17 protein-coding genes and 2 tRNA genes are annotated in these 15,945 nt (G+C 39.0%); all 19 read right to left on the bottom strand.

Features of this window, described 5'->3' with window-relative positions:
• Window positions 1-25 precede the first annotated feature (25 nt).
• The 19 genes from C0J00_RS03425 to rpsP all read right to left on the bottom strand — a co-directional run bounded on the left by C0J00_RS03425 (window position 26) and on the right by rpsP (window position 15,818).
• Window positions 26-1,228, bottom strand: a complete 1,203-nt coding sequence (locus C0J00_RS03425; RefSeq protein ID WP_104967572.1) for a CCA tRNA nucleotidyltransferase — start codon at window positions 1,226-1,228, stop codon at window positions 26-28.
• Window positions 1,228-1,995, bottom strand: a complete 768-nt coding sequence (gene dapB / locus C0J00_RS03420; RefSeq protein ID WP_104967571.1) for a 4-hydroxy-tetrahydrodipicolinate reductase — start codon at window positions 1,993-1,995, stop codon at window positions 1,228-1,230. The genes C0J00_RS03425 and dapB overlap by 1 nt, the downstream gene beginning before the upstream one ends.
• A 113-nt stretch (window positions 1,996-2,108) precedes the next feature.
• Window positions 2,109-2,966 (bottom strand): DegV family protein, encoded by an 858-nt coding sequence (locus C0J00_RS03415; RefSeq protein WP_104967570.1) that lies wholly within the window; start codon window positions 2,964-2,966, stop codon window positions 2,109-2,111.
• Window positions 2,966-3,346, bottom strand: a complete 381-nt coding sequence (locus C0J00_RS03410; RefSeq protein ID WP_104967569.1) for a DUF1149 family protein — start codon at window positions 3,344-3,346, stop codon at window positions 2,966-2,968. Before C0J00_RS03410 ends, C0J00_RS03415 begins: the two co-directional genes overlap by 1 nt.
• A 63-nt stretch (window positions 3,347-3,409) precedes the next feature.
• Complete coding sequence (locus tag C0J00_RS03405) at window positions 3,410-3,931, bottom strand: hypothetical protein (RefSeq protein ID WP_104967568.1); 522 nt, start codon at window positions 3,929-3,931, stop codon at window positions 3,410-3,412.
• 668 nt (window positions 3,932-4,599) lie between these two features.
• Window positions 4,600-5,154, bottom strand: a complete 555-nt coding sequence (locus C0J00_RS03400; RefSeq protein WP_104967567.1) for a glucosaminidase domain-containing protein — start codon at window positions 5,152-5,154, stop codon at window positions 4,600-4,602.
• Between the two features lie 138 nt (window positions 5,155-5,292).
• Window positions 5,293-6,150 (bottom strand): fructose PTS transporter subunit IIA, encoded by an 858-nt coding sequence (locus C0J00_RS03395; protein WP_104967566.1) that lies wholly within the window; start codon window positions 6,148-6,150, stop codon window positions 5,293-5,295.
• A 195-nt stretch (window positions 6,151-6,345) separates the two neighbouring features.
• Window positions 6,346-8,325: a PTS fructose transporter subunit IIABC gene (locus C0J00_RS03390; protein ID WP_104967565.1), complete on the bottom strand. Its 1,980-nt coding sequence runs from the start codon at window positions 8,323-8,325 to the stop codon at window positions 6,346-6,348.
• Window positions 8,322-9,233, bottom strand: coding sequence for a 1-phosphofructokinase (gene pfkB, locus C0J00_RS03385; protein ID WP_104967564.1), 912 nt, complete (start codon window positions 9,231-9,233; stop codon window positions 8,322-8,324). Before pfkB ends, C0J00_RS03390 begins: the two co-directional genes overlap by 4 nt.
• Entirely contained in the window at window positions 9,230-9,982 is a 753-nt protein-coding gene (locus C0J00_RS03380; RefSeq protein ID WP_104967563.1) for a DeoR/GlpR family DNA-binding transcription regulator, read from the bottom strand. Before C0J00_RS03380 ends, pfkB begins: the two co-directional genes overlap by 4 nt.
• 318 nt (window positions 9,983-10,300) lie before the next feature.
• Window positions 10,301-11,299 carry an NAD(P)/FAD-dependent oxidoreductase gene (locus C0J00_RS03375; RefSeq protein WP_104967562.1) on the bottom strand — a complete coding sequence of 333 codons (999 nt, stop codon included), beginning with the start codon at window positions 11,297-11,299 and terminating at the stop codon, window positions 10,301-10,303.
• A gap of 1 nt (window position 11,300) precedes the next feature.
• Entirely contained in the window at window positions 11,301-12,041 is a 741-nt protein-coding gene (gene trmD / locus C0J00_RS03370) for a tRNA (guanosine(37)-N1)-methyltransferase TrmD (RefSeq protein ID WP_104967561.1), read from the bottom strand.
• Window positions 12,031-12,549 (bottom strand): ribosome maturation factor RimM, encoded by a 519-nt coding sequence (gene rimM / locus C0J00_RS03365; protein ID WP_104967560.1) that lies wholly within the window; start codon window positions 12,547-12,549, stop codon window positions 12,031-12,033. The genes trmD and rimM overlap by 11 nt, the downstream gene beginning before the upstream one ends.
• A gap of 156 nt (window positions 12,550-12,705) precedes the next feature.
• The gene (locus C0J00_RS10700) at window positions 12,706-12,828 is read right to left on the bottom strand and encodes an LPXTG cell wall anchor domain-containing protein (protein ID WP_158667310.1); all 123 of its coding nucleotides are present in this window, start codon (window positions 12,826-12,828) and stop codon (window positions 12,706-12,708) included.
• Between the two features lie 187 nt (window positions 12,829-13,015).
• Window positions 13,016-14,272: a collagen binding domain-containing protein gene (locus tag C0J00_RS03355; protein WP_158667309.1), complete on the bottom strand. Its 1,257-nt coding sequence runs from the start codon at window positions 14,270-14,272 to the stop codon at window positions 13,016-13,018.
• Window positions 14,273-15,038: 766 nt separating this feature from the next.
• Window positions 15,039-15,110, bottom strand: a tRNA-Glu gene (locus C0J00_RS03350).
• 47 nt (window positions 15,111-15,157) lie between these two features.
• Window positions 15,158-15,229: transfer RNA gene (locus C0J00_RS03345), tRNA-Gln, on the bottom strand.
• A gap of 66 nt (window positions 15,230-15,295) precedes the next feature.
• Window positions 15,296-15,535, bottom strand: a complete 240-nt coding sequence (locus C0J00_RS03340) for a KH domain-containing protein (protein ID WP_029691099.1) — start codon at window positions 15,533-15,535, stop codon at window positions 15,296-15,298.
• 10 nt (window positions 15,536-15,545) lie between these two features.
• On the bottom strand, window positions 15,546-15,818 hold the full coding sequence (gene rpsP, locus C0J00_RS03335) for a 30S ribosomal protein S16 (RefSeq protein WP_104967557.1): 273 nt from the start codon (window positions 15,816-15,818) through the stop codon (window positions 15,546-15,548).
• Between the last annotated feature and the right edge of the window lie 127 nt (window positions 15,819-15,945).

Raw genomic sequence — 15,945 nt, 5'->3', positions numbered from 1 at the left:
AAAAGGAGGCAAAGCCTCCCTTTAGTTATGTCATATTTTTGATAAAGTCAAAGATTGCTAACTTGTCATTAGCCAAGTGTCCATTAACAATAGCCTCTTCAACTTGATTAAGAATTCTTCCCAAATCTGGACCTGGTTTCATCCCTAATTCTGAAATCAGGATACCTCCATTGACAACAATCTCATGCTTGTCATGAATAAGGAGCTCCCGATCTAGTGTCACTAAGCGTTCAACGTTTGCCATCATACCAAAGGCAGACCGCAAATCTTCCACTTCATGGATTAAGGTCTTACCATACTGATAGACCTGCCAACTCGTTAACTCTGAAGACTGGCGAGCCTTGAAAACATCAACCATCTGACTCACCTTTTTTTGAAACTGAACAGACGTTTTCCATTTTTTTAAAAATGCCTGTGGTTGCTTAATCTCCAGAACAATCATCATAGCTGCCCAAGCTTGTTCAGAACTCAGAAAATGATAATCTTTTTCAATCACTTCTTGAAATTCCTGCCACTTGGATGCCGTTCCCTGTAACTCAGGTAGATAATCATAAGCACCAGTTGCTATTAAAGCAGATAGTCCTTTTGACCAATGAGGTGCCATTAACAATTTATCAAATTCAATAAAGCTGCGTTCAACGGATATTTTTTCCAACAATGGCGCACAGGCTGACATAGAAAGGAGAGTTTCCTTTTCAATGTCAAAATCAAGGCTAGCTGAAAAACGAATCCCTCGCATGATCCTCAAAGCATCTTCGTTAAAGCGTTCCTGAGCCTTTCCTACCGCACGCAAAAGACGGTTTTCTAAGTCCTTTAAGCCATCGAATAAATCAATGACCTCGCGGTCTTCATTTAAAGCGAAGGCATTCACCGTAAAATCACGTCGCTTTAAATCTTCTTTTAGTGAACGAACAAAGGAAACGCTGGATGGTCTACGATAATCCACATAAACATCTTCCGTTCTGAAAGTAGTCATCTCATATTCGTGACCATTCTCCAAAACTAATACTGTGCCGTGTTCAATACCAACATCAACCGTTCTCTCAAAAATCGCTTTTGTTTCTTCCGGATAAGATGACGTCGCAATATCAACATCGTGGATGGGACGTCCTAATAAAACATCACGGACGGATCCACCGACAAAATAAGCTTCAAAACCAGCGTCTTTTATCTTTTCAAGCAGAGGGAGAGCCTCTTCAAACTCAATTGGTAACTCTTTTAACTTCATTAGAGTAACTTTTCCAATCCATAAACTAATGTGTCACGTTTGACCACTTCTTTAATCCCTAAATTGACACCACTCATGAAAGAAGAACGGTCATAAGAGTCATGACGCAAGGTCAAGCCTTCCCCCTGTGCTCCAAAGATAACTTCTTGATGAGCTACGAGACCAGGTAAACGGACGCTGTGGATACGGAAACCATCGTACTCAGCACCACGAGCACCAGCCATCAACTCTTCCTCATCTGACGCCCCTTGTACTTTTGACTGACGACTTTGCGCAATTAATTCTGCTGTTTTAATGGCTGTACCTGAAGGAGCATCTTTTTTCTTATCATGATGCAATTCAATGATTTCAAGATCAGGGAAGTATTGAGAAGCTTTGGCAGCAAATTCCATGAGGAGAATAGCTCCGATAGCGAAGTTTGGTGCAATCAGGCCACCCAGTGATTTCTCAGAAGATAAAGCAATCAAATCAGCAATTTGTTCTTCCGTAAAACCTGTTGTCCCTACTACTGGCGCAAAACTGTTTTCTATGGCAAAACGAGTGTTTTCATAAGCAACTTTTGGCATGGTAAAATCAACCCAAACATCGGCATCAAAGCCAATAAGATCTTCCTTATCATTAAAAACAGGAACACCGTCAAGATCTTTTTCCTCAGCAAATGGGTCCAATAAAGCTGCTAGTTCAAGTGCTTCATCCGATTTAACCATATCAACTGCAGTAGACCCCATACGTCCTTTAAAGCCTGCGACAATCACTTTAATAGCCATATCTTCTCTCCTATTTCTATCTTTTGAAAAAGGGAGTGAGCTTTTTCTGATATATCAGAAAAACCCAACTTCCCCAAACGGTTCATTCGTTTACTCTCTACGAGAATGCTAATTTAATTCTTCGAAAATTTAGGTGTTATCCCAAAAGCAATGGCACCTTCACCAAGATGTGTTGCAATCACACTGCCAAAAGAAACAATAGACAAATCCTGATCAAAACCAGATTCTTTTAATTGTTGATACAAGTCTTTCGCCTTATCCTCAACATTGGAGTGGATAATAGTGACATTAAAATCACCCTGAGATGTCATCTCTCGAAGAATCTCAACCAAACGTTTGATTGCTTTTTTTTCAGTCCTGACTTTCTCAAAAACTTCAATAACGCCCTCATCATTAAAATAAAGAATCGGCTTAATGGACAGGAGATTACCAAGTAAAGCTGAACCATTAGACAAACGTCCACCCTTGACCAAATGGTTTAAATCATCAACAAGGATAAAAGCAGTTGTGCCTTCAATCTGTTTATTCAGCTTCTCTATAATAAAGTCAAACTCACAACCTTCTTGCGCTAATGTCAAAACAGTTTCTACCATATGCCCCAGTGGAGCAGAGGTGATTTTTGTATCAGGAATCGCCAAAACAAGATTATTGTGTTCCTCTTTTAAAAACTGGCTATTAGCCCAGAAGCCAGAAATACCACTTGATAAAAAGAGACCAATCACATGAGTGTAACTTTCAGACTGCAAAGTCATCAATAACTCATCAAACTCTGCTAAGCTGGGTTGACTCGTCTTCGGCAATTCTTCATTGGCAGCCATTTTGTCATAAAACTCTGGCATGGTCAAATTCTTATCTTCCACATAAGCTTGACCATCAATAGTGACAGGAATATCTAAACAAAACAGATTAGCATGTCCCTTAACCGACAGGGGAAGGGCAGATGAACTATCTGTTACTACTGCTAATTTCATTAACTATTAAACTCCAATTTTATGCCTGGACGATCCAAAGCAATTTCAGTAACTTCATAAGTCATACGTCTAACCATTTCCAGAAGAGGAGCTGCCAGAGACTCTACTTCTTCCTGAGAAAATTCTTTAGGCTCATTGACAATACGATTTTTGATATGATCCATCTGAGAGATTACACCAGAAATCACAAATTCATCTCGAACAATTGTGAACTGCAAAACAGCTACAATAGTTGTCTCGTTCTTTTCAATATTTTTCTCGATCAATTGGAAAGTCACTTCAAAATTCGTTTTTGGTGTTCCGTTTTCCTTTTCCCATTCCAAATTACGAGCATTGTAATGGTATTGATTGACAAATTCTTTTTCGCGTATGACTTCCATAGTTTTCTCCTCTAGATACAGTTAGCACTATTATAGCATATGCTCTAACAAAATAAAAGTTTACTAATACTTCTTCTGTGGGTGTTTGGCTACAATCTCAGGGTATTTAGCCAACAAATCCTCACCAGCTTGAGTCAAAGCATAAGAGCGCTCATCAAATAAAGTTGCCAATTCTTCCTCGGTAAAATATTGCTTCAGAGCCGTATCCAAATCAGACCGCTTCATCTTACTTAATCCCTTGACTTCTTTGGCTTTCAAAAAATCCTTCACATCAGGTGCCGTCACAAGATTGATGGAATCAAAAGCTGAGTTGATAGAGACATAGCTCCTAGCTATTAACTCTTCTAACTCTTTTTGAGCATCAATACCATAAGTCGTGTAAAAATACTTGTGGTGTGGACTTTTGGTCGTATAAGTACCAAATTGAATCCGCCAGAGTAAAATAATATGTCCTGGAAGTAGACCTTCCGCCGTTCTTTCCATCTGACGTTTTGCGATTGGCTTTCGCAATAATTCTGCCTCATATTTTGGCAAAACAAAAGGCATTTCAGCATGGTCGCCATAAACTTCTTTCAATGTTTTCATGCATAATATTATAACAAAAAGTAGCTTAATAAACTAGGAATGAGAATGGAGCAAAAATAGGTAATTCGAAGAGTTAAATTTCCATTCGCGCGTTTATTCCTAGGTTCGGGCTGAAAAAAACACTTCCCAGACCGCTTCCTTCACACCCTCACACACCTCAAACAGTCAGCAGAGCGATTGTTTGAGGTTGAAAAGGACAGCTTTCCTCACTCGTTAGAACTGTAGGAGCTGATGACATCAGCGCTTTACAGAGTAGAGCGACGTTTCAACTCACGATTTTCCACATCCAAGGATTATATGACTAGAATCACTCAACCACTACACCTCGCTTAGTTGACTGAACATAGTCTTTTGGATTGACTTTGATACTCTTCACTATCTGATTTCTAGCTTCAAACCTCAAACAGTTCATTAAACGTTAAAACTATCTGCATTACAGTTCTTTGTTTGAAAGTTATACTCATCGACAATCAAAATCTAACATTGTCCAGTTTCCCTTGATGAACGTAAATTCCATCTGTGACTCCTTTCCTAGTCAGATGTTGATTTGCTTCGAGTATTAATTCATTTGACTATCATTAAAAAAGGTAAGGACTTTTGTCCCAGCCTTAATCCCTAACATTGACAGCATTAAATGGTTAAAAAACTCAACTAAGCTAATGCCTTCTCTATATGACATCATACCTTGTTAATTGATAGGTTTGAATAAGGTTATTAAGTTTGGAGCCATACGATGTATCTGTCGCATAGGTCCCTGTCAATGCTTTAGTGGCATCAGTATAAGACAAAGTATTGCTCCTGTGCACAGCCCAATACAAGTCTCTATCTAAAAATTGAGCATAGTCCTCCAAGCCATTCTCCAAATTACCATAAGACCTAAAATCGGCAGTTATGGTATAAGGATTTCCCTGACCGTCGTCTTCCCAAGTTTCTAAAGAAACTGATTGCCCCTGATAGTTTCCTTTTATCCCAAAAAAGTTAAAGTGTGGTGATTGACTGAGCCCTGACTGCCCACTATCAGATTCCAAAATGGCCTGAGCAATCATAACAGACGCATACAAGTCATTCTCTCTAGCAATGACTTGAGCTCTGGGTCCAATCTCCTCAATAAACTGTTCGGTGATTGACAACTCTGTCACTGGCTTTACTCTTTCCGGTACTAACTCTTTCATAAAAATAGCGATGGCAAAAGCCATGGCACTGACTAACAGAACGGTTTTCATTGAGTAGTGCCTTCTTCTATTACGTCTTACCACTTTTACCCCTATCTAAATGTCTTCATTAGTTTAGATTTTAGCATAAGTTAAGAAGAAGGCAAACTAAAAACCAGACAAGTCATCCTTGTCTGGCTATCACAACTATTATTCTCCAAAAAAGGTTCGTTTCAATTTCCCTTTTAGAGAAAGATCTGCAGAGTCTTTAGTTGCTGTTTCATCAGTATACAAGGCTTCAATGAGCTCGGCAGCATGCTTAATCCCATCAGCAACCGGACGTTTAACCAATTTTTTACCAGCAAAACGCTCAACATCAATCTCCTTATCAGAAGCAATAATAATACCTTTAGCCCGTAAAATATCATCTTCTGCCAGAGCATTCTTAACCCCACTAGCACCATTTGTTTCAACTTTGATGCTCATCCCTTTCTTAGTAGCTGCTTTTTTCAAAGCTTCTTCTGCCATGTAGGTATGAATCAATCCCGTTGCACATGCTGTCACAGCAACAATGAAATCTCCAGCATGACTAACTTGTTCACCACTATCTTCCTTACTTGGCAGACAATCAAAAAGTGCTAAAATATCATCTTCCGTGTTTGCCTGACGCAAACGATCCGCGAATCCTTCTTTAGCCAAATACTTTGATAAATCAGCAATGGCTTCTAATTGAACACCCTCTGCATCACTAGGAGCCACTACCATAAAGAAAAGATCAACCGGTTGGCCATCTGCTGCTTGGTAGGGAATCCCCTGCGATGACCGTGCAAACAAAATAGCTGGCTTATCAACAACAATGTGCTTACTATGAGGCATGGCAATCCCATGACCAAGTGCTGTCACACCTTGCTCCTCACGAACCATGATACTTTTCTTTAATAAATCACTATCATGAATGATATCATGAGCTGCTAACTTAGCAATCATCTCATCAAGAGCTACATCTTTTGAAATAGCTTTTAAAGACATTATCATCAAGTCTTTACGTAACAATTCTTTAATGGACACTCTGCTTCCTCCTTGGAATGTTTTAGTTAGTCTATTTTTCTAGGATTAGGACATCCGAAACCCTTATTTTCTTTTATCATAACACGTTTTACAGGAAAACTGGTCTGACAAGTGTGTTCATTTTGTGTCTTTTTTCTAGATAAAAAGCGCTGACCACTTGGTCAACGCTAAATGTGATTATTCCTAATAGTAGAATTATTTAGATTTACGTAGTAGTCCAAAGAGAACACCTGAAACCACCGCACCAATCGCTACAAAGAGGAGGTAAAGGAATGGGTTACTTGTCAAAGCGATAACAAAGATACCACCGTGTGGTGCCATCAATTTGATACCTGCTAGACCAACAAGAGCACCAGTAAGCGCTGAACCTGCGATAAAGCTAGGGATCGCACGTGCTGGATCAGCAGCACCAAATGGAATCGCTCCTTCAGTGATGAATGATAGTCCCATAACGATATTTGTCAAACCAGAGTTACGCTCTTCTTCTGTGAATTTATCTTTGAAAAGTAGTGTTGCCACAAAGACTGCAAGAGGAGGTACCATACCACCCGCCATAACAGCAGCCATAACAACCGAACCGCCGTTGGCAACAGTTGCAGCAAGCGTTCCTGTACCGAAGACATAGGCAGCTTTGTTAACAGGTCCACCCATATCAACTGCCATCATACCACCTACAAGGAGACCCATAAGGATAGCTGAACTACCTGAAAGGTTTTCAAGGAAAGTATTAAGTGCAGTATTGATCGCAGCCATTGGGATATTGACCAATAACATCAAGAATCCTGTTAAGGCTACTCCAAGAAGTGGGAAGAGAAGGATTGAACGAACACCATCAAGTGAACGAGGCATACCAGCAAGCACTTTACGGAGAACAAGGATAACACCACCTGCTAGGAAACCACCAACAAGAGCTCCAAGGAAACCAGAAGAGACACCTGCAAGACCAAGTGTTGCTTCACCACCTGCTGCATAAGCAACTTTACCGAAAGCAAGACCACTATTTGCAATAGCCCCAGCTACAAAACCTGCAACAAGACCTGGTTTTTCAGCGATAGAGTAAGCAATATACCCTGAAAGAACTGGAAGCATGAAACCAAAGGCTGCACCACCAATGGATTTGAAGAGTGCTGCAATCTCGTTATAAGACCCAAGATTTGACAACTGATCTTTAGGAACACCTAGCAGATTATCTAAAAGGAAGGCAAGCGCAATCATGATACCACCACCGATAACGAATGGCAACATTTGAGAAACCCCACCCATGAGGTGTTTATAGAAAGCACCCCCAAGACTTGTTTTTTCTTCTGAAGTTGTTGCTTGTGCGCCTTCTTTAGCAACATAAGTATCAGCTTTACCATCAAGAATGGTTTGAATAAGTTCTTGAGGTTTTTTAATACCTTCAGCCACTGGACGTGAAATCAAGGGTTTACCGTTAAAACGAGGCATTTCAACTGCTTTATCAGCAGCAACAATGACACCTTTTGCTTTTTCAATATCCGCTGCTGTCAATTTGTTACCAACACCTGAAGCACCATTGGTTTCAACTTTAATAGCAACACCCATTTCAGCTGCTTGTTTCTTGAGAGCTTCTTCAGCCATGTAAGTATGAGCAATACCAGTTGTACATGCTGTGACCGCAACGATAAAGTCTTGATCACTTGATGATGGGTTTGTTGCATTATTTTGTACAAGCACTTCTTCTTGTTCTGCTTTTTTATCAGCTGCTTCAGCACCATCAAAAGTTGCAATCACACCATCAGGAGTATTGATTTGACGCAATTCGTCTGCAAAGCCATCTTTCATCAAGTATTTTGATAACTCAGCAAGTGCTGCAAGATGAGTATCGTTAGCCCCTTCTGGAGCTGCAATCATGAAGAAAAGATAAGTTGGTTGACCATCAAGGGCTTCATAATCAACACCAGAACTTGATTTGGCAAAAAGAACTGTAGGCTCAACAACAGCTGTATTTTTTGAGTGAGGCATTGCAATGCCATCACCTAATCCTGTTGAAGTCAAGGCTTCACGAGCCATGATACCTTCTTTAAAAGTTGCAAAGTCATTGACCACGCCTTCTTCGACTAAACGGTTAATCATTTCATCGATAGCTGCTTCTTTAGTGCTAGCTTGAAGGTCCAAAATCATGACATTTTTATTCAATAAGTCTTGAATTTTCATCGTTTTTCTACCTCTACTTTTTCATAAGTTTCTTTAATAAAATCAATACTTGCTAAGTCGTCCGAGAAAGTTGTCGCCGTTCCACAAGCCACTCCCCATTTGAGAGCTTCAAGAGCATCACCAGATTTTACAAGCTCACCTGTAAATCCTGCTACCATGGAATCACCAGCACCAACAGAATTCTTCACCTGACCTTTAATCGGTTTGGCAAAGTAGGAAGCATTCTCAGTTACAAGAAGTGCCCCATCTCCAGCCATTGAAATCAAGGCATTTTGAGCACCCATTTCAAGGATTTTACGCGCATAGGTTTCAATATCATCGAGTGTTTTTAAAGTCACATCAAAGATAGCTTCTAATTCATGGTTGTTAGGTTTCACCAATAAGGGTTGGTACCCAAGTGAATCCAACAATGTTTGTCCCTCAAAGTCACAAACAATAGCCGCTCCTGCTTCTTTGGCAATCGGTAATAGTTCTTTATAGACTTGGTTTCCGAGGTTACTTGGTGCAGAACCAGCGAAAACAACAACATCATCAGCTGTTAAATGAGCCAACTGAGCTTTCAAAGCTTTTAATTCCTGTTCAGAAATAACCGGACCAGCTCCATTAATTTCTGTTTCTTGGTCAGCCTTAATTTTAACATTGATACGTGTATCCTGTGATACTGGAATAAAGGCAGTTGAAATCCCTTCTTTTTCCAATTCTTCTGTGATAAAACGACCTGTAAAACCACCAATAAATCCTGTGGCTGTATTATCAATAGCCAAACGCTTTAAAATACGGCTAACGTTGATACCTTTACCACCAGCGTACTTATCATCACTATCCATACGATTAACTTGCCCAACCTCAACGGCATCGAGGCGAACGATATAATCAATAGACGGATTTAAAGTAACGGTATAAATCATACTTCAATAACTCCTGTCTTTTCTTTAATAGTAGGCAATAGGGGGTGATCACAGTGATTTGTGATAATGGTGACATCATTTAAGGAGGCCACATTAATGAAGGAAACCTGCCCCAATTTAGAAGAATCTGTTAAAATATAAGCTTTTTTAGCACTAGCGATAATGCTTCGCTTCACCACAGCTTCTTCCATCTCAGGTGTCGTGATATGTTCGGCATCAATACCATTCATTCCTAAAAAGGCTTTATCAAAGTTGAGACGTCTCACTTGTTCAACAGCGATTTGTCCGACACTGGCATCTGTTGTATTTTTAATAAAACCACCAATAATTAAGGTTTTTATATTTTTATCAACAAGCTTAGCCGCATGATGAATAGCATTGGTCACAACCGTCAAACCTTCTTGATTTAAAAGGGGAATCAAAAGTTCAGTTGTCGAACCCGCATCCAAAAAAATCACATCGCCATCTTGCACTAATTCAGCAGCTTTTTGAACTAAAGCTTTTTTAGCTTGAATGTTTTTGATAGATTTTTGACGAATATCAGGCTCATCTTGAAGAGTGTGAATTTTTTCAGCGCCACCATGGACGCGATGAAGTTTCCCTTCAGACTCCAGTTCATCCAAATCACGACGAACAGTCGATTCTGAAGTTTCCAATAAATCAACCAAATCTTCTAAAACCACATAATCATCGAGAACAATTTTCTCCATAATCAAGCGTTTTCGTTCGGTTTTTAAGATGATACTCACCTCCTACTGCAATCGTTTACAGTTGCCATTATACTCCTTCCATAAAATATGTCAATAGTATTCTACCATTTTCTTTCATTTTCTTTCACTTTCATTCTTTTTCATGTGTTTTCTTCTTTAAAGAAGCTTCATTTTTTAGTGAGTCTATAAATTAACTAACAGTTTCTAGCAATATTTGGACATGATAAAATCCAAGTCGATGACTTGGATTTTATCAATTATTTTTCATTTGTCTTTGAACTAACTTAATAACAGCCATTTCAGTAATTTAAGGTGGTGCTATTAACTCAGTCTACTAGATAATCTCACTAATTGACCTTAATCTTTTATCAATGACGTCGAGTGCACGATACGGTTATCACGATCTGGATAAATGTATTTGATAACTTCGTTGACAGCTGTTGGTGCTTCTCCGAAACCTGTGGCGATTAAATCAGCTTTTCCTAAGTATTCCGCAGCGTCGCCGATAGCGTAAACACCATCCATACTCGTTTTTAAGACTTGGTCCACAAAGATACGATTGCGTTTGTAGTCAAGATTCCAGTTTTTTAAATTTTTATTATTAGTTGAAAAACCAAAGCTAACAATTAAAGCATCCAATGCTAAATCAAGTGTTTCTTCTTCCTTGATTTTTTGAATACGCAAACTACTTGCTCTGCCCTTTTCCCCAGAAATGGCAATCGGAACATAAGGTGTCATAGTCTTAACGGAAGAATCCTTCATCACTTCAACACTGTGCTCATGAGCGCGAAAAGCATCCCTGCGATGAACCACCGTAACACTAGCAGCGACAGGTTCTAGCATATTAGCCCAGTCCACAGCAGAATCACCACCACCACAGATAACAACATTTTTACCGATAAAGGGTTCCACTTGATGGACATTATAATAAAGATTATTATCGGCATAGATAGACTCATCTTCTAGCCCAAGTTGTCGTGGCGCAAAAGCCCCATTGCCACACGCAATGATAATCGCTTTTGAAAAATGTTCTGCCTTATTGGTTTGAATACTAAACATTCCATCTTTTTTCTCAAACGTTTGGACTTCTTCCTTAAGACAGACAGTCGTTCTATCCTCGAAGCGTTCCACTTGCTTAATCAGATTTTCCGATAATTGTCCAGCAGTAATAGCTGGATAGGCAGGAATATCATAGATAACTTTTTCAGGGTAAAGCACTGCTGGCTGTCCACCCAGTTCAGACAAGCTTTCAATGATTTTAACCTTCATTCCTCGCAAACCAGCATAAAAGGATGCAAAAAGCCCAACTGGACCACCACCAATGATGGTAATATCATAAATAGTTTCTTCTGTCATTTTAGTCTTTCTTATCTTTCATTTCATCAAGTTCACGTTTAATCGTTTCTAAAATCTCAGCTTCCTCTTTAGAAAACTCATAAGTTTCCAAAAGGTCCGGTCGTCTGAGGTAGGTTTTACGGAGACTTTCTTCCAAACGCCAGCGACGAATATTCTTATGATGACCGCTCATGAGCACATCTGGTACTGTCATGCCACGAAAGTCATAAGGACGAGTGTATTGTGGGTATTCTAATAACCCTGATGAAAAACTATCATCTTGGTGGCTAGCTTCTTTACCAATCACTTCTGGTATCAGACGAACCGTCGCATCAATCATGGTCATAGCAGCCAATTCTCCACCAGTGAGAACAAAATCACCGATAGAAATTTCATCTGTCACCAAGGTCTTGATGCGCTCATCATAGCCTTCGTAATGTCCGCAAATAAAGATTAGCTCATTTTCTTGTGCTAACTCCTCTGCATAAGATTGGTCAAACGTACGACCAGCTGGGTCTAGTAAAATCACGCGAGGATTTTTAGCAGCGATCTTATCATAAGTATCAAAAATAGGTTGTGCTCTTAAAAGCATGCCCTGACCACCACCATATGGTTCATCATCCACATGCCGAGCTTTTTCTGCATTTTCTCGAAAATTATGGTAGTTGATATCTAACAAACCCCGCTCTTTCGCCTTACCAACAATCGAGTGTTCCAAGGGAGCGAACATGTCTGGAAAAAGAGTCAAGATATCAATTTTCATCGTCTAAACCTTCCATAATCTCTACATCAACACGATTAGCTGCGACATCAACATTCAGCACAACTGGTGGAATATAGGGTAGCAACAGATCCTTCTTACCTTTACGTTTAACCACCCAAACATCATTGGCACCTGGTTGCATAATTTCTTTGATTTGACCGATGAGGACATCATTTTCGTAAACATCAAGTCCGATAATTTCATGATAATAAAACTCATCTTCAGCCAAATCCGTTAGATTTTCCTCGGCAACCTTCAAGACCGTTCCCTTATACTTCTCAACATCATTAATATGATAGAGTCCCTTAAATTTCACAATATCAAAATTCTTCTGCTTACGGTGACTGGCGATTTCCACGTCTAGGAGATGCTGATCCTTATCATCAAAAATGGATAACTGGCTACCTTTTTTAAATCGTTCCTCTGCAAAATCTGTCACAGAAAGCACGCGCAATTCACCTTGCAAACCTTGGGTATTTACAATTTTACCAACGTTAAAATAATTCATTTTTTCTCCGTTTGTTTACTCTTACTTATCATCCTTACTGACTTTTCAATAACATTACGCAAAGTCAATAACTTCTACTATTCTATCACTTTCAAACCAAATTTGCATTATCTCTCGTCTAAAAAAGAAACCAGCTCATGCTGATTTCTTAATACCTTATTTTTGTAATTTTTTCTTTGTTAAAAAAATCATAGCAATAAGTGCTAAGCAAGCGGAGCCTAACCAAGCCATGAAACTATTTGACTGCTCACCTGTACTTGGTAACGCCTTTTTAGACACTTGGCTCAATGGTTTTTGACTATTTTTACTATCTACTTTTGAAGTCTTTGTCTCCTTGCTTATTGAATGTCCTTCTCCTGCTGAAGTCGGTGTCTCTTTACTTGCAGACTGTTTGTCTACTGCTGAAGCTTCCGGTTGTTTGCTAACTGAAGTCTTTTCCGCTTCTTTCTTGAGCTTATCAGCTTTCTCAGAGTTTTTTTTCGTCTACTTTAGGTGCCTCTGGCTTAGCAGAATCGTCCGAAGAAATCATCTGATCTGATGTCAGATAGATCGAGCGCTCATTTCCTGGCATTGCTTCTGAAATATTTTCCAACTCGTTAACAGAAATCTTATAGAAAGTACCGTCATGTAACCCTTGAGAAAATATCACTTTACCTTCTTTATCAGAAATCCCATTACCCATTTCCTGACCAAGTGTATTTCTCAATACAACTTTTTGTCCTGAAATTGGTTCAGCATTTTCATCCAAAACAACAACTGTCACGCTATCTTTACTATAAGTTGGTTTTTTTTCACCTTTACCATCTGTAAAGAAACTAGCTCTCATCACTGATCCTGCTTCGCTCGTTCTAATAGTATGCCCTTTGACAACACCATCCACAGTAATACTGTAATTACGGCTTAAGGATAATTCTTCAAAAATGGCTTGACCATCCGAATTAGAAGTCACAGAAATCGTTGGGCCATTTGGGCCATCGGTAATATCTCTAAGGACAACTTCTTTACCTGATAATGTCAGACCATCCTCAGCTAAAATAGTTGCAATAAAGGTAAAGCCAGATTTTACGGCATTACTAGTATCCTCATAGACATACCTAGATTGTCCAGGTATCACCTCACCTATCTTGCTACCATTCAAATAGTAATTATAAAAAGTACCCTCTAAAAGTTTATCAGTAAATACAATATTCCCCATCGAATCACTACGTTTACTATCGATGAGATTACCATTACGATCCTTCAGGCTAACTTCTCTATTAGCTAACACTTCACCATCTTGATTGACGACTGTAATCGTAATTGGTTTAGTAGTATAAGTCGGTGCTCCTGTACCTTGACCAGGTATTGTAAAACTTGATGCCATTTGACCGCCAGCTTCTCCAGATCTAACTGTATAGCCTTGGATAATACCATTAATTGATACAGAGAAATTGTGATTTAGAGGAAGATTATTAAAAATGACCTTACCTGAAGAATCACTAATACCACTTGCATATTCTACTCTACCACTTGTAATATCATAAAGCATTACCTTTTGCCCAGCTACTGTCTTACCATTTTCACCTAAGACAGTAACTGTAAACATAAACCCTTGAATAGGTTGGGTAACAGCATCTCCTGTAGCTTCTTCTGCCTTAACTAATGACATAGGCTGAACAAGAATCGTTGTACTCAAACTTGCTATTGTAAACAAACTTATTAAAGAATGTGATTTACCTTTCATCATGACTCCTCTGTTAATAAAAAATTGATTTTCAAAGATAATTAACCAGTTAACCATCTTAGTATACTTCCTTCCCGAGGGCCTGTCAATGTAAAATACCAAGTATTAAAAAAGACTTAATTTATAAATATCAAACTGATTAGAACTCAATCATCTTTAACAATAGTTATCGCTTTAAAAAAAGAAAACGATAGATATCCTCCTCCAAATGTAAATAGCGCCTCATTGTCACTATAAAAATAGAGAGTGTGACCCCCCTTTTTTAACTAAAAAAGAGGGGCGTCTTCGTTATCTTATTTTAAGAATCAGACCTAAAACTGTTCACTGGACAGTTTGTGATGCTTGTTTCGCAAGCCTTATTTCCCGATTAAAATGTTCCCTAAATCATTTTAACCCATTCCCGCATAGCTCAAAAGGTCTGGTGGATCTTTTGAGATTACAGATAGAAAAAGCATATCTTTTATCTACTACTCTAGGTCTGATTTCAAGCGAGAAACACGAACAAAGTAGCCGTTCAGCAGTGCATACTTGGAACTAAAGTTCCTAAGCAACTGTGCAGGGAAAATGCTGAAAGTAATAAATCGCTAAGCGTTTCTCCCAAACACTGCATTAAGATGTTAAAACGAACTCTACGTTGAGAGGTTAGATTTTTTGCCCAACCTTTAGATATTAACTATAAGTTACCCACTACAGTTGACAATGAGCCAAATTAAACTACTTATTCAAGCTAACAACAAAAAAAGAGAGCAAATGCTCTCTTTAAGGATAGTCCGTACGGGATTCGAACCCGTGTTACCGCCGTGAAAAGGCGGTGTCTTAACCCCTTGACCAACGGACCATTATGGAGTAGTAATACTAATTCTAAAGTAGAATAATGCTACTTTACTGGGGTAGCTGGATTCGAACCAACGCATGAGGGAGTCAAAGTCCCTTGCCTTACCGCTTGGCTATACCCCAAAACAACAAAAACTATTTTAGCGATTTTTTCAAATCTTGTCAATAGTTTTTGCAGAAAAAGTTGACTTATTTTTCATCAATAACAAGTCTAACCTTTTTACCTTGAACGGGCACCGAATAGACAATCGATCTTATGGCCATAATTGTGCGACCTTTTTTCCCGATAATACGACCAATGTCGCTGGCATCCAAATCAAGATGATATTCTAAGTACTCAGGCGTATCCTGAATTTTAATCGTTAAGTGATCCGGTTGTGAAATCAAAGGTTTCACAATAGCAATAATAAGATTTTCAATGGTGTCCATAGGCATTTAATTATTTAGAGTATTTTGACTCGTGGAATTTAGTCATAACGCCTTCACGTGAAAGGATGTTACGAACGGTATCTGAAGGTTGTGCACCTTTTGACAACCAGTCAAGGATACGGTCTTCTTTAAGAGTTACTTGGTTTTCAGTTACAAGTGGGTTGTAAGTTCCAACTGTTTCGATGAAACGTCCATCACGTGGAGCACGTGAGTCTGCAACGTTGATACGGTAGAAAGGTTTCTTTTTAGAACCCATACGAGTTAAACGGATTTTTACTGCCATTTTTTAAGTCTCTTTTCTTTTGTTTTAATAATTGGATCAGCAGAAAGAACACTCCTACTGCTTTACCTTAATTAGTATAGCAGAGTGATTTCATAGTGTCAAGTTTTTTTCTTGACACCATTTCAAT

The sequence above is a fragment of the Streptococcus pluranimalium genome (genome assembly GCF_002953735.1).
In the GTDB taxonomy this organism is placed as follows: domain Bacteria; phylum Bacillota; class Bacilli; order Lactobacillales; family Streptococcaceae; genus Streptococcus; species Streptococcus pluranimalium.
This window is presented reverse-complemented; position numbering and strand designations above follow the sequence as displayed.

Bases quoted from the DNA above. Each gene is read 5' to 3' on its own strand.
- C0J00_RS03425 (WP_104967572.1), bottom strand. From the start codon at position 1,228: ATGAAGTTAAAAGAGTTACCAATTGAGTTTGAAGAGGCTCTCCCTCTG.
- dapB (WP_104967571.1), bottom strand. From the start codon at position 1,995: ATGGCTATTAAAGTGATTGTCGCAGGCTTTAAAGGACGTATGGGGTCT.
- C0J00_RS03415 (WP_104967570.1), bottom strand. From the start codon at position 2,966: ATGAAATTAGCAGTAGTAACAGATAGTTCATCTGCCCTTCCCCTGTCG.
- C0J00_RS03410 (WP_104967569.1), bottom strand. From the start codon at position 3,346: ATGGAAGTCATACGCGAAAAAGAATTTGTCAATCAATACCATTACAAT.
- C0J00_RS03405 (WP_104967568.1), bottom strand. From the start codon at position 3,931: ATGAAAACATTGAAAGAAGTTTATGGCGACCATGCTGAAATGCCTTTT.
- C0J00_RS03400 (WP_104967567.1), bottom strand. From the start codon at position 5,154: ATGAAAACCGTTCTGTTAGTCAGTGCCATGGCTTTTGCCATCGCTATT.
- C0J00_RS03390 (WP_104967565.1), bottom strand. From the start codon at position 8,325: ATGAAAATTCAAGACTTATTGAATAAAAATGTCATGATTTTGGACCTT.
- pfkB (WP_104967564.1), bottom strand. From the start codon at position 9,233: ATGATTTATACCGTTACTTTAAATCCGTCTATTGATTATATCGTTCGC.
- C0J00_RS03375 (WP_104967562.1), bottom strand. From the start codon at position 11,299: ATGACAGAAGAAACTATTTATGATATTACCATCATTGGTGGTGGTCCA.
- trmD (WP_104967561.1), bottom strand. From the start codon at position 12,041: ATGAAAATTGATATCTTGACTCTTTTTCCAGACATGTTCGCTCCCTTG.
- rimM (WP_104967560.1), bottom strand. From the start codon at position 12,549: ATGAATTATTTTAACGTTGGTAAAATTGTAAATACCCAAGGTTTGCAA.
- C0J00_RS03355 (WP_158667309.1), bottom strand. From the start codon at position 14,272: ATGAAAGGTAAATCACATTCTTTAATAAGTTTGTTTACAATAGCAAGT.
- C0J00_RS03340 (WP_029691099.1), bottom strand. From the start codon at position 15,535: ATGGACACCATTGAAAATCTTATTATTGCTATTGTGAAACCTTTGATT.
- rpsP (WP_104967557.1), bottom strand. From the start codon at position 15,818: ATGGCAGTAAAAATCCGTTTAACTCGTATGGGTTCTAAAAAGAAACCT.